Source organism: Dactylosporangium sp. NPDC049742, from assembly GCF_040674675.1.
Taxonomy (GTDB): domain Bacteria; phylum Actinomycetota; class Actinomycetes; order Mycobacteriales; family Micromonosporaceae; genus Dactylosporangium; species Dactylosporangium maewongense.
In genome coordinates, this window is sequence record NZ_JBFANF010000009.1 from 180,071 (window position 1) to 192,762 (window position 12,692).

At 72.9% G+C, this 12,692-nt stretch carries 13 protein-coding genes; 1 reads left to right on the plus strand and 12 read right to left on the minus strand.

Annotated features, from left to right (window positions below; genetic code table 11):
* Positions 1-38: 38 nt before the first annotated feature.
* From AB0J72_RS14860 to AB0J72_RS14875, 4 genes are all read right to left on the minus strand, one after another.
* Complete coding sequence (locus tag AB0J72_RS14860; protein WP_363398828.1) at positions 39-1,226, minus strand: hypothetical protein; 1,188 nt, start codon at positions 1,224-1,226, stop codon at positions 39-41.
* On the minus strand, positions 1,223-1,570 hold the full coding sequence (locus AB0J72_RS14865) for a PadR family transcriptional regulator (RefSeq protein ID WP_363398830.1): 348 nt from the start codon (positions 1,568-1,570) through the stop codon (positions 1,223-1,225). The genes AB0J72_RS14860 and AB0J72_RS14865 overlap by 4 nt, the downstream gene beginning before the upstream one ends.
* Positions 1,571-1,953: 383 nt before the next feature.
* Positions 1,954-2,619, minus strand: a complete 666-nt coding sequence (locus AB0J72_RS14870) for a C40 family peptidase (RefSeq protein ID WP_363398832.1) — start codon at positions 2,617-2,619, stop codon at positions 1,954-1,956.
* A 368-nt stretch (positions 2,620-2,987) separates the two neighbouring features.
* The gene (locus AB0J72_RS14875; RefSeq protein ID WP_363398834.1) at positions 2,988-3,407 is read right to left on the minus strand and encodes a cupin domain-containing protein; all 420 of its coding nucleotides are present in this window, start codon (positions 3,405-3,407) and stop codon (positions 2,988-2,990) included.
* A gap of 143 nt (positions 3,408-3,550) precedes the next feature.
* Here AB0J72_RS14875 and AB0J72_RS14880 point away from each other — a divergent pair, with 143 nt between their 5' ends.
* A complete protein-coding gene (locus AB0J72_RS14880; protein WP_363398836.1) occupies positions 3,551-4,348 on the plus strand; it encodes a hypothetical protein in 798 nt (265 codons plus the stop codon).
* 634 nt (positions 4,349-4,982) lie between these two features.
* On the opposite strand, the gene AB0J72_RS14885 is transcribed toward AB0J72_RS14880, so the two are convergent.
* The 8 genes from AB0J72_RS14885 to AB0J72_RS14920 all read right to left on the minus strand — a co-directional run bounded on the left by AB0J72_RS14885 (position 4,983) and on the right by AB0J72_RS14920 (position 12,657).
* Positions 4,983-5,549: a TetR-like C-terminal domain-containing protein gene (locus AB0J72_RS14885; protein WP_363398838.1), complete on the minus strand. Its 567-nt coding sequence runs from the start codon at positions 5,547-5,549 to the stop codon at positions 4,983-4,985.
* A gap of 257 nt (positions 5,550-5,806) precedes the next feature.
* A complete protein-coding gene (locus AB0J72_RS14890; RefSeq protein ID WP_363398840.1) occupies positions 5,807-6,610 on the minus strand; it encodes an alpha/beta hydrolase in 804 nt (267 codons plus the stop codon).
* A gap of 47 nt (positions 6,611-6,657) precedes the next feature.
* Positions 6,658-7,734: a substrate-binding domain-containing protein gene (locus AB0J72_RS14895; protein ID WP_363398842.1), complete on the minus strand. Its 1,077-nt coding sequence runs from the start codon at positions 7,732-7,734 to the stop codon at positions 6,658-6,660.
* A gap of 7 nt (positions 7,735-7,741) precedes the next feature.
* On the minus strand, positions 7,742-9,361 hold the full coding sequence (locus AB0J72_RS14900) for a methyl-accepting chemotaxis protein (RefSeq protein ID WP_363398844.1): 1,620 nt from the start codon (positions 9,359-9,361) through the stop codon (positions 7,742-7,744).
* A 72-nt stretch (positions 9,362-9,433) separates the two neighbouring features.
* Entirely contained in the window at positions 9,434-10,105 is a 672-nt protein-coding gene (locus AB0J72_RS14905) for a FadR/GntR family transcriptional regulator (RefSeq protein ID WP_344502654.1), read from the minus strand.
* 7 nt (positions 10,106-10,112) lie between these two features.
* Positions 10,113-10,982, minus strand: coding sequence for an amidohydrolase family protein (locus AB0J72_RS14910; RefSeq protein WP_363398846.1), 870 nt, complete (start codon positions 10,980-10,982; stop codon positions 10,113-10,115).
* Positions 10,979-11,905 carry an aldo/keto reductase gene (locus AB0J72_RS14915; RefSeq protein WP_363398848.1) on the minus strand — a complete coding sequence of 309 codons (927 nt, stop codon included), beginning with the start codon at positions 11,903-11,905 and terminating at the stop codon, positions 10,979-10,981. The genes AB0J72_RS14910 and AB0J72_RS14915 overlap by 4 nt, the downstream gene beginning before the upstream one ends.
* Positions 11,902-12,657: an SDR family oxidoreductase gene (locus AB0J72_RS14920; protein ID WP_363398850.1), complete on the minus strand. Its 756-nt coding sequence runs from the start codon at positions 12,655-12,657 to the stop codon at positions 11,902-11,904. Before AB0J72_RS14920 ends, AB0J72_RS14915 begins: the two co-directional genes overlap by 4 nt.
* Positions 12,658-12,692: the final 35 nt, after the last annotated feature.

Sequence of the window (12,692 nt, forward strand, 5' to 3'; positions counted from 1 at the left end):
CCGGCAAGCATAGGACCCGGTGGATCAGATCCGGCTCGTCAGATCCGGGCCAGCCGACGGGCCCGCACATGGCCGATCGCCAGCAGCGCCACGGTGATCGCCGCGAGGACTCCGATCGTGGGCCCGAGCCGCCACGTCAACGTGTCCGCCGCCCAGTAGGTGTCCAGCGGCGCCGGGAGGTGTACCGAGTTGTCGAGGATCACGACGACCGTCAGGACCGCGACGGCGATCGGCAGGCGCGGGTCCGCCACGACGCCGACGGTGATCGCGGCCAGCAGGGCGAGTGGGTAGAAGAGGCCGTACGCCGGGGAGTAGTAGAAGCCGGTGACCAGCGTGTACCCCAGCCACATCAGCAGGCCCACCGGCGCGGCGACCAGCCAGACCGCGGAGATCCTGCGCCGCTCGGGGCTCCGGTCGGCGATGCTGAGGCCGACGAGGACGACGAACGCGGTGAGCAGCAGGTGCGAGACGCCGTCGGACGCGAACGGCACGGCGGTCCACAGGCCCGTGAGCACGGTCGCGGTGACCGTCCGGCCCGCGAGCAGCGCGAGGATGGCGCCGGCGCCCAGCGCTGCCGTGAGGACCCCCCAGACGACCATGGTCGACAGGTAGACGTCGAGGCGGATGTCGTACAGGAAGTAGAGCAGCGCGAGGAGCGACTGCGCCTGCAGGACCAGGGCGCCGATGCGCAGCCCCTCGGACCAGACCGCGCCGGCGGTGCGGTGGCGCCGCAGGCCGAACCGCTCCTTCGTGCCCTGCACCAGGATGCTCGCCGCCTCACGCGGGCTCGGCGTCCGGCGGCCGGGCTCGGCGGCGTCGAGCAGGGTGCCGAGCATCTCCTCGCCACGCCCGGTCCGCCACGCCTTGGGGTACGCCCGCAGCAGCGCCTCGTAGCGGCGGGCGAGGACGGCCTCGGGGCCTTCGCTCGTGCCTTCGCACATGCCGGCCTGGCTGTCCGCGCTCGTGCCGGGCTCGTCGCCTCCGTGGCGGCGTGCGCTCATGTCGGCCTCGCCGTCGGGTGTGGGCGTGCCGGACTCGCCGGCGGGTGTGGGCGTGTCCGCCTCGTCGTGGGCGGGTGTGGGCATGCCGGGCTCGCCGGCGGGTGTGGGCGTGTCCGCCTCGTCGTGGGCGGGTGTGGGCATGCCGGGCTCGCCGCCCCCGTGGCGGCGTGCGCTCGTGCCGGTCTCGCCTGCGCCGGGCTCGTCGTTGTGGTGCGGGGTGCTCATGCGGGGCTCACCGCCGTGTTGATGGCGCGGCGGCGGGCCGTCGCGTTGGTGACGACCTTCGCGGCGGCCGCGAGCCGGGCCGCCTCCTCCCGCAGGGCGGCGCCGCCGTCGGCGGTGAGCGCGTAGTAGCGCCGGGCCCGTCCGTTGACGATCTCCTCGCTGACCACCTCGACCAGGCCCGCTTCGGCAAGCCGGTCCAGCACCGCATACAGCGACCCGGCAGCGAGCCGAACCGACCCGTCCGACAGTGCCTCGACCCGCTTGATGATGACGTATCCGTGCAGCGAACCGTCCAACAACGCGGCGAGCACGAAGTAGCTCGGCGATCGCAGTTGTATAGTCATGTGAGAAGACTATCCGTGTCACGTGTCCATCGCAAGCAACTCATCCACGCAACTCGCTGTCAGGCGCTCGGCTGCCTGGTCGACGGCTTCACCCTCGCCGTCCTCGTCGCTCCACTGTGGACTTTCAACCCGGGCACTCGGCGTGAGGCCCTGACAGGGGGAGATCTCTCGAAGTCCGCCACCACCGCCGCCCGCCGATACAACCGGTGAACCCGATGCCGGGCAGTTCCGGGTGTTGGGCAATGCGGCGGGCGGCGGGGCGGAGTTTCATCGGGCGCGCCGGCGTTCGTGGTTCGGTGCGGCGCGGCAGCTGCACTGCGGCGCGGCATCCTCGCTCAGGCGCGGCAGGCTTCGCTGCCGTGTGACGGCGGCCCTCGCAGGGTTCAGCCGATGATGCGGCGCCCGGCGTAGAACGCGTAGACCTTGGCGATCCGTACGTGGTCGCCGGGGTGCGGTGCATGGATCATCATGCCGTCACCCAGATAGATGCCGACGTGGCCCGAGCTGGGGAACACCAGGTCTCCGGGCTGCAGTTGGGCCCGGGACACCGACCGTCCGCGGCCGATCAGGCCGCCGGTCTGGTGCGGAAGTTTGATGCCGGCCCGGGCATAGCTGGCAACGACCAGCCCCGAGCAGTCGAACGAGTTCGGCCCGGCCGCGGCCCACACGTACGGCTTGCCGAGCTGCGCTCGGGCGTACGCCAGAACAGCGCTCACAGACCCGGCGACGACCGGCGTCTGCACCTGCGGCACCGCGGGCTTCTTGGGCTTCGGCTTGGGTTGCGCCTGGCTGGTGGCCTTGACCTTCGGGGCCTTCACCACGGCTTGGACCGTCTGTGCGGTCTTGACGACCGGCCGGACCGGCGGGTTGCGCCGCTCGAAGAACCGGTCCGCGCGCAGCACCGGTGCGCGTGCGGCGAGCTGTTGCGGGATCTCGGCGGCGGCCGGTTGACGACTGGCGGCGGCCGAGGTGGGTGCGGGCAGTACGACGGCGGACAGGACTATGGAAACCGCGACGAGGCGGAGAACTGAGGACAGAACGTGCTCCAACGATAGGTCCAGGACTCAGCTGTGCATCCTGTGGCCGCGCCAGCGCGACCCGCCCTGCGACTGAGGCAAGGGCATTCCAGGAACCTGGACGAGACCGAACTGTTGTCAACACCCGGAATGAACCGCGGTGTAGTTCGGAACCTATGGCGTCGAAACGAGATCATCGACCGCTCATCATCGATCTCACACGCGATGTCACCCCGCATTCCGGCGCGTCGGAGCGGTACCGACGACAGCGACGGCAGGCGATTTGACCATCGAGGACCGTGACGTCACGGAGGCTCCAGGGACGCGAAGGGCGCGCGCCGCCAGAGGCAGCGACCGGCGGCCAGCCCGCTTCGCCGCTGGTCAGGCCGTATCGTCGGCGGTCAGCCCGGCTCGTCGGCGAACAGGCTGGGGAGGTTGACGACGATGCCTTCCTGGCTGCTGCGGGCGATGACGACGACCACTTCTTCCGCGCCCGGGTTCTCCTCGCGGTGCGGCACGAACGGCGGCACGAAGATGTAGTCGCCCGGCTCGGTCTCGATCCTGACCTCCCGGCCGCCCTCGGCGAACACGAAGACCGGATGGCCGGACACGACGTAGATGGCGGTCTCGGCCTCGCCGTGGTGGTGGTCGCCGGAGCTGGTGGCGGGGGCGACGTGGGTCTGGCCCATCCAGACCTTCTCCGAGCCGACCGTCTTGCCGGAGACCGCCTCCAGGCGGGTCATGCCGGTGGTCTGCCGGGTGTCGCCGCTGAGCTCCCTGCCCTTGATGTGCCGCAGCGGCGCGTGCCAGCGATCCTCCATGCCGCCCCTCCTTCGCCCCCTCAAACCCTACCAAACACCTTCGATATGTTCATTACGCTCATCTTTGAGTCTTTTAGTCCGTTTTGTCGTTAAGGTCACCAGTGGCCGGGCACGACGCCCGGCCGGACGGGAGCGACGAAAGCATGAACCGCAGGAGTCTGCTGCTGGGCGCGGGCGCGGTCGGCCTCACGGCCGCCGTCGGCGGCGCCGCGATCGCGGTGGCCGCACCGGAGGACACCGAGGCGGGCCGGCGGCCCCAGCCGCTGCTCACCTGGGAGCTGACCGGCGGGTTCGTCCCCGCCGGCTGGACCGCACTGCGCCCCGCGCGCCTCGCCGCCTACGAGGACGGCACACTCATCGCCGACGCCACCCGCCGGCTGAAGGTCAACCAGGGCACGCTGCGCTCGCTGCGCAACCACGCCATGCTGGTCCTGCGCGACCCCGCGAACTCCCGCCGCCGCCCGGGCGCCCCGATGATCGCCGACGTGCCGTCGACGGTCTTCACCGTCCGCGGCAACGGCCGGCGCTTCCGCGCCCAGTACGAGGGCCTCGAGGAGACCCGGTCGGACAGGGCGTACCCGCAGGCGTCGTACTCCCTGCTGGACCACCTGACCCAGCTGCGCGACCGCACCCTGCGGACGGGTTCGTCCTACCACCCTGACGCGGTGCGGCTCATCGCCGTCAAGCTCGACCCGGCCCAGCAGCCGTCGACCCCACCGCCGTCGACCCGCCCCTCCCCCGTGACCCAGTGGCCCGCGGACGTGCCGCTGCCCCGCCTGGGCAAGGACGAGTTCGTCGCCCAGCTCGACCTCCGCGGCCGCCAGGCCCGCGCCCTCCTGCGCGCCCTGCCCCACCCCGACCCGTCCAGCTGGCCGGTCCTCACCACCCCGGACGGCACCCGCTTCCAGGTCAACCACCGCTTCCTACTCCCCCACGAGTGAGCACCAGCAGCCGGTTTGAGCGGCACTGAAACACAGCGTAGGGTGGTGGTGACGCCATCGAAGATCAATTAGGTTGCTGTTGGTACGGTGCTTAGGTAAGCAGGCGCCGCACCCGCCGAAGTCGCGTGATGGGGTCGCGGGTCGTCGCCCTGCCCGTTCGCCACCCAAGGGCGACGAACGGCCGGTCCGCCACCCGCCCGCACTCAGACCCCCGCCCGCGAAGGCCACGCGCCTGGCACAGCGGGCGCGCGGGGCACAGCGGGCGCGGGGCACAGCGGGCAAGACAGGCCGCTGACGCGAGCACAGCGGACGGGGACCGTCGGCACGGGCGCAGCGGGCAGGACGGGCCACAGGCGGGGCACCGTCGGGCCATGACACGGGGGTCCGCCGTCGGCCGTGGCGCGAAGCTCACCGTCCGGCTGTAGCGCGCGGAGCCAAGCGTCGGGCGCGGCGCGGGGTCCACCGCCGGGCGTGACGCGGGTCCACCGTCGGCCGTGGCACCGGGCCCACCGCTGGGCCGTAGCGCGGTGCCCAGCATCGGACGTGACGCGGGTCCACCGCCGGTCCGCCGTCAGGCCGCCGGTCCACCGTCAGGCCGCGGCGCGGAGCTGGCTGTCTGGGCGTGACGTGAGGCTCAGCGTGGGGCTGCGGCGGTGACGCCGTGGACGACGGTGGTGATCAGGCGGTCGAGGGTGGCGTCGACGGACTGGGGTAGGCCGAAGCCGCCGGAGGTGTGCAGGACCGCGAAGCCGTGCATGGCGGCGCGGGCGATCCGGGTGGCGTGGACGAGTTCGTCGTCGGCGAGGCAGCAGCCGCGCAGCACGGCGAAGCACACCTCGACGAACCTGTCCGCGGCGGCCGTGACCGCCGGGTCGGGGTCCGGGGCCTGCGGGAGCAGCGCGTAGCGGTGCGGGTGGGTCATCGCGTAGCGGTGGTAGGCGCGCATGAGGGCTTCGAGGGCGGTGTCGCCGCCGAGGCCGAGCACGGCAGCGGTGGCGATGGCGGTGAACTCGTCGAGGAGGCGCACCGCGAGGAGGTTGCGCAGGTCGGTGAGGCTGCCGACGTGCTTGTACAGCGACGGCGTGGCCACCCCCGTCCGGGCCGCGACCGCCGCGAGGGTCAGCGCCGCCGGGCCTTCGGCGTCCACGAGGGCCAGCGCGGCGTCGACGACTGCATCCCGGCTCAGGCCCGCCCTAGGCATGGGCCGCGTCCAGAAGGGCCAGCGCCGCGGCGGCGTCCCGGCTCAGGCCCGACCTAGGGGCCGCGTCCCGGCCGGCGTCGACCGCATGCCGCCTCAGTCTCGCCCAGACATGGAGCGCATCCCGGCTCAGACCAGCCCTGGAGGCGTCCCAGCCCAGATCAGCCCGAGGCACGTCCCAGCCCAGACCGGCCCCGGGCAGGTCCAGGCCCAGACTCAGGCCCGACCTAGGCATAAGCCGCGTCTGGCTCAAGGGCGGCCTAGGCATGGGTGGCGGGCTGGTTGAGGAACGCGAGGACGGCCGAGGCGGTCTCGGCGGGGAACTCCGAGTGCGGGTAGTGGCCGGCGCCGTCGATCATCGTGGCGGTGGCGCCGATGCGGGAGGCGACCAGGGTGGCCTCGGCGGCGGGGTCGGGGAAGTCGGGGTCCTTGGTGCCCATGAGCACCAGGGCAGGTGTGCGGACCTCGCCCATGCGGGCCTCGCACACGGACACGTCGGCGGCGAACATCGACCGCAATGCTGCCATACGGCCGGGCTCGGCGAGGTTCGCGGAGAGGGCGGCGCGCTCCGCCTTGTGGTTCGCGGGTTTGCGGGTCTTGAACAGGCTCGACCAGTACAGCATCCACAGTGGACGGAAGCGGCCGACGGCGGCGATCGCCAGGCGCATCACGGGGTTCGGTGCGGGCATGACCCTGGCGAACGGGGCGCAGAGCACGATCGCGCGGAAGAGCGAAGGGGCCTCGGCGGCGGCCCAGACCGCGCTGGCGCCGGTGTAGGAGTTGGTGAGCAGCACGGCAGGGCCGGCGTCGAGGTGGCGCAGGAGCGCGACGGCGTCGCGGGCGATCGCCTCCGGTGAGTAGTCGGACCAGACGGCGTCGGAGGAGCCAGCGCCGCGCAGGTCCATCGTGACGACGCGGTAGCCGGCGTCGACGAACAGCGGCCGGATCAGCTCGTACGTCATCCGCGTGACGCCCATCCCGGGCAGGCACAGCAGAAGCGGCCCGTCGTTGCCGCTGTCGTCGTACCCGATGCGGCCACCCTCAACAGCGAAGCTAAGTTCCATAGCTTTAAAGCTAATGCCATTAGCCAACAAGCGCAAGACCCCGGGGCTCAGGCGATCCCCGCCGCCTTGCACGCCTCCGCGTAGGCGCCCGCGCACAGCGCCGAAGGCGTGACGAAGCCGTCCTTCACCACCGTGGACGCGATCGTGTCCCTGGTGACGGTCACCGGGTCGAGCAGGATCGACGGGACCTGGCCGGCGCCGTTGTCGACGCTCGCCGGCACGGACGGCCGCCTGCCGCGCACCAGGTCGTTCGCGAGCGCCGCCGCGGTCTCGGCCTCGGTGCGGATCGCCTTGTAGACGGTCATGTACTGGTCGCCGACGAGGATCCGCTGCAGCGCCGCCGTCTCCGCGTCCTGGCCGGTCACCGGCACCTGCGGCAGGCCCGCGGCCTTCATCGCGGCGATCGCGGCGCCCGCGGTGCCGTCGTTCGCGGCGTACACGCCGACGATCGTGCGGCCCCGGAGGGTCGGCAGGGTGCGGGCCGTCCACGCCTTCGCGTTGTCGGGGTTCCACTCGGCGGTGTCGGACTCGGCGGCGACGCGGACCTTGCCGTCGAGACCGGCGTGGGCGCCCTGCTTGAACAGGGTGGCGTTGTTGTCGGTGGGTGAGCCGTTGATCCACAGGATCTCCCCCGCCGCCGCCTTCGGGCCGAGGGCCTCCAGCAGCGCCGCCGCCTGCAGCGAGCCGACCTTCGCGTTGTCGAAGGAGATGTAGTAGTCGACCGCGGTCTTGAGCACCAGGCGGTCGTACGAGATGACCGGCACGCCCTTCGCGGCCGCCGCGGAGACGATCTGGCCGGCGGCGACGCTGTCGACGGGGGTGAGCACGAGGACCTTGGCGCCCTTGGCGAGCGCGTCCTGCGCCTGCTGGAGCTGGGTCGCGGCGTCCTGCTCGGCGTTGCGGTAGTCGACCTCGCAGGCCGGGCACAGCTCCGACAGCTTCTGCGCGAAGTAGGGCTGGTCGCCGGCCTCGTACCGGCTGGCCTTGCGCTCCGGCAGCAGCAGCGCCACCCGCGCCGACGGGCCGCCGTCGCCGGTCTTCAGCGCTTCCGTGCATCCCGACAGCGAGGCAACAAGACCCGGCAGCAGAGCGACAAGAACCGCGAGGAGAACAAAGCGCCGCATGACGTCCTCAGTACGTGAAGCGCGACACGAGGCCGCGCATGTCGGAGGCCATCCGGGCCAGCTGGTCGACGGCCTCGCCGGTGCTGGTGACGCCCTCGTTGGTGGACCTGGTGGCGTCGGCGACGCCGGAGATGTTGGTGGCGATGTCGACGGACCCGCCGGCGGCCTCGTCGACGCTGTGGCCCATGGTGCGGGCGGTGACCGCCTGCTCCTCGACGGCGGCGGCGATCGAGTGCTGGTACTCGCTCATCTGCGCGATGACCTCGCCGATCTGGCTGATCGCGTTGACGGCGTCCTCGGTGTCGAGCTGGATCGCCTGGACGCGCTTGCCGATGTCGTCGGTGGCCCGGGCGGTCTCGCGGGCGAGGTCCTTGACCTCCTGGGCGACGACGGCGAAGCCCTTGCCGAAGTCGCCGGCGCGGGCCGCCTCGATCGTCGCGTTGAGCGCGAGGAGGTTCGTCTGCCCGGCGATCGACGTGATGACCTTGATGACCTCACCGATCTCGCCGGAGGAGGCGCCGAGCTTGCCGATGGTCTCGTTGGTCGTGGCGGCGATCGAGACGGCGGTGGCGGTGACGGTCGCGGCGTGCGCGGTGCTGCGGGAGATCTCCTCGATCGCGGTGCTCATCTCCATGGCGCCGTTGGCCACGGCGGCGACGTGCTCGCTGACCTCGCCGGCGGCGCGGGCGACGAGTGAGGCGCGGGAGTTGGCGTCGGTGGCGCTGGTGTCGATCTGCCGGCTGATCGCGGTGAGCTCCTCCGCGGCGGCGGACAGCGTCGCGGAGTTGTCGCCGAGGCTGCTGACCGCCTCGCGGGTGCTGGCGGTCGCCGCGTTCAGCGCGCGGGCCATGTCGCCGACCTCGTCGCGCTGCGGGATGTCGGCCTCGGCGGTCAGGTCGCCGGCGGCGACGGCGGTCAGCACGGCGTGGACGCGGCGGATCGGCCGGACGATGAGCCCGGTCAGGTAGCGGCTGAGCAGCATCGCCGCGGCGAGCCCGGCGAGCAGCGCGACGATCATGGCGATCCGCGCCCGGTTGTAGGCGTCGGCGGCGTGACCGGCGCCGGACCGGCCGCCGGCCTGCTCGTAGGCGAGCAGGTCGGTGAGGGCCGCCATCGCGTTCGCGGAGACGGTGGCGCCGTCGCCGAGGTACGCGGCCTGGAAGCCGGGGATGTCACCGGCGGAGACGAGCGGCAGCAGCCGGTGGTCGCGGATGTTGCGGAACGCGCCCCACCAGATCTCGAAGCGGGCGAGCAGCTGCCGCTGCTTCGTCGTCGTGACCGTCGACCGGTACGCGGCGAGTTCCTTGTCGACGGCGGCGTCGGAGGCGGCGATGCCGTCCTGGAACGCCTTGCTGGCCACGGGCCCGTTGGACAGTGCGAGGTTCGCGACGTCGCCCTGGACCTTCATCGCCGACTGGCTCATCGCCGCGAGGTGCGACGAGGGCACGAGGTTGTTCCGGTACAGGTCGCCGGCCTTGGCGTTGACCTCGCCGAGGCTGCTGACCCCGACGCCGAGGACGACGGCCCCGACGGCGCAGCACACCAGCACCAGCAGCAGGAGTTTCCTGGCCACCGGCTGGTCGGCCAGCCACTGCCGTTTCGAACGCTGCGCCTCTGCACGCTCCACGGGTTCACCGATCGGCGGCCATACGTCCCACCTGAGCGAAACCGGTCACGACCAAGGCAGCCGAAGAACGCCTCACAGCGCGCGGCGCAGCCACTCCTCCACGCCCGCGACGTGGATCGTCGCCCAGGAGCGGGCGAGCTCCGGCTGGCGGGCGCCGATCGCGTCGACGATCGCCTGGTGCTGCTCGCGGGTCCGTTCGGCGGCGCCCTCCTGGGTGAGGCCGCGCCAGATCCTGGCCCTGGTCGTGGGGCCGGACAGCCCGTCGATGAGGGAGCACAGCACGGCGTTGCCGGAGCCGGCCGCGATCTGCCGGTGAAACTCCAGGTCGTTGGCGACGAGCGCCTCGATCGTCGGGTCGTCACCGAGCTGGTCGAGCACCGTCTGCAGCTTCGCGACGTCGGCGGGGGTCATCCGCTCGGTGGCGAGGGCGGTCGCGGCGGGCTCCAGGATCCGGCGGACCTCGAGGAACTGCAGGACGGTGTCGTCGCGGTGGAAGTCGACGACGAAGCTCAGCGCGTCGAGGAGCAGGTCCGGGGCGAGGCTGGTGACGTAGGTGCCGTCGCCCTGCCGGACGTCCAGGACGCGGATCATCGACAGCGCCTTGACCGCCTCGCGCAGCGAGTTGCGGGACAGGCCGAGCCGCTCGGCGAGGTCGGCCTCCTTCGGCAGCCGGTCGCCGGGGCCGAGCTCACCAGAGGTGATCATGCCCTTGATCTTGTCGATCGCCTCGTCGGTCAGTGCCATGTTTCCCTCATGGATTCCTCCGGGGCGACTGTACGCCCGCCGTGCCGGTGTCCAGCCGGTAGACCGCGGCGGCGGTCCCGGCGAAGATGGCCGCGCGGCCGGCGTCGTCCGTGTCCAGCAGCAGGTCTCGCATGGTGTCGAGGACGCGCCGGTACGAGGCGGCGAGCAGGCAGACGGGCCAGTCCGACCCGAACATGAGCCGTGCGGGTCCGAACAGTTCGACGGCGGCCCGCACGTAGGGGGCCAGGTCCGCCGCGGTCCAGGCGGTCCGGTCGGCCTCGGTGACCAGCCCCGACAGCTTCGCCGTGACGTTCGGGCACCCGGCCAGGAGCGCCAGGTCACGCCGCCACGGGTCGAGCCCGCCGGAGCTGATCGCGGGCTTCCCGAGGTGGTCCAGCACGAACCGGACGTCGGGCAGGTCCCGGGCGAGGCGGGCCGCCTCCGCGAGCTGGTCGTGCCGGACGACCAGGTCGAAGGCGAGGCCGGCGGCGCCGATCGCCAGCAGCCCGTCGCGGACGTCCGGCCGGTCCAGGTAGCCGGCCGGTTCGGCCTGCACCTGGGCGCGCAGCCCCACCAGGTGCTGCGCGCCCGGCAGTTCCCGGTACCGCCCCAGGGGCAGGTCCACGGGGTCGGCCCAGGCGACCACGCCGGCGATCGACGGCGTGTCGAGGGCGTGCCTGAGCAGTACCGCGGCCTCGTCGGCGGCGCAGCGGCCGCCCTCGACGAGGACGGTGCGCGACACCCCCGCCGCGGCCAGCTCGGCCTCCAGGTCCGCGGGGGTGAACGTGCGGCGGATCGGGGCGAGCGAGGGGTCGTCGAGCCAGGTGTACCCGCCGTCGAGGTCCCACAGGTGGTGGTGCGCGTCGATGACCGTCACAGCAGCCCGGCCTCCCGCAGCGCCGGCCACAGCGACGCGGGCGGCGGGGTGCCGGCGAGCGCGGCGTTGCGGCGCACCTGGTCCGGGGAGTCGGCGCCGACGACGACGGCGGTGACGGCCGGGTCCGTGGCGGCGAACGCGAGCGCCGCGGCCGGCAGCGTCGTGCCGTGCCGGTCGCAGGCGGCGGCGAGCTCGCGGGCCTTCGCGACGAGCGCGGCGGGTGCGGTGGCGTACTCGTAGGGCAGGTCGGCGCGCGGGTCGGGCAGCGCCAGGAGCCCGCTGTTGAACACGCCCGCGTTGTACACCTGGACCCCCGCCGCCTTGCACGCCGGCAGCAGCCGCTCCTCGGCGGTCTGGTCGAGCAGCGTGTGGCGGCCGGCGACGAGGACGACGTCGGGGGTGCACTCGACGACGACGCGGGTCAGCACCGCGGCGTCCTTCGACCCCGCGCCGATGGCGCCGACGACGCCTTCCGCGCGCAGCTCGGCGAGGGCCGGGAAGCCGGTGCGCAGCGCGACCTCCGGGTGCTGCTCGGGGTCGTGCAGCAGCGCCACGTCGATCCGGTCGAGGCCGAGCCGGGCCAGGCTGGCCTCCAGGGAGCGGCGGATCCCGTCGCGGCTGAAGTCCCAGACCCGCCGGTGGGTGGCGGGCACCACGAACCCTTCGGTGTCCATGCCGCCGGCGTAGGACGGGTCGCCGACGAGGAGCCTGCCGACCTTGGTGCTGACGGTGTACTGGTCGCGGGGGCGCCCCCGCAGCGCCTCGCCGAGCCGCCGCTCCGACAGGCCGAGCCCGTAGTGCGGCGCGGTGTCGAAGAGCCGCACCCCGGCGTCCCAGGCGGCGTCGACGGTCGCGTGCGCCCGCTCGTCGTCGATCTCGTGGTACAGGTTGCCCAGCTGGGCGCAGCCGAGCCCGAGCCTCACGCCGGGGGTCGCAGTCGCAGGCCGTGCATGCCGCCGTCGACGGACAGCACGGTGCCGGTGGTCGCCCCGGCGAGGGGGCTGGCGAGGTAGGCGATGGCGTGCGCGACCTCCTCGGCGCTGACCAGGCGGCCGGTCGGCTGGCGGGCCTTGAGCGCCGCGAGCTCCGCGGCGGGGTCCGCGGCCTGGTCGAGCAGCCGGCGCACCCAGGGCGTGTCGGCGGTGCCGGGGTTGACGCAGCAGACCCGGATGCCTTCGCGCACGTGGTCGGCGGCCATCGCCGCGGTCAGCGCCTGCACGGCGCCCTTGCTGGCGCTGTAGAGGGCCCGGTCGGGCAGGCCGGCGTGGGCGGCGATCGAGCAGGTGTTGACGATCGCGGCGTGCGCGGAGCGGCGCAGGTGCGGCAGCGCCGCCCGGCTCACCCGGACCAGGCCGACGACGTTGACGTCGAGGACCTGGTGCCATTCGTCGTCGGGGTTGCTCTCCACGGTGCCGATGGCCCCGATGCCCGCGTTGTTGACCAGGATGTCGATGCCGCCGAGGCGTTCGGCGGCGGCGGCGATCCCGGCCCGCACGGTCGCGTCGTCGGACACGTCGGCGGCGATGCCGATCAGCGGCTCGGGCAGCCCGCCGGGGCGCAGGTCGAGGCAGGCGACGCGGGCGCCGCGCTCAGCCAGGTGCAGCGCCGTGGCGAGCCCGATCCCGGACGCGCCCCCAGTGACGACGGCGGCGAGCCCGTCGAATTCTCCTCGCACAAGACCCCCAATACATCGGAGGTCTGATGTGTATC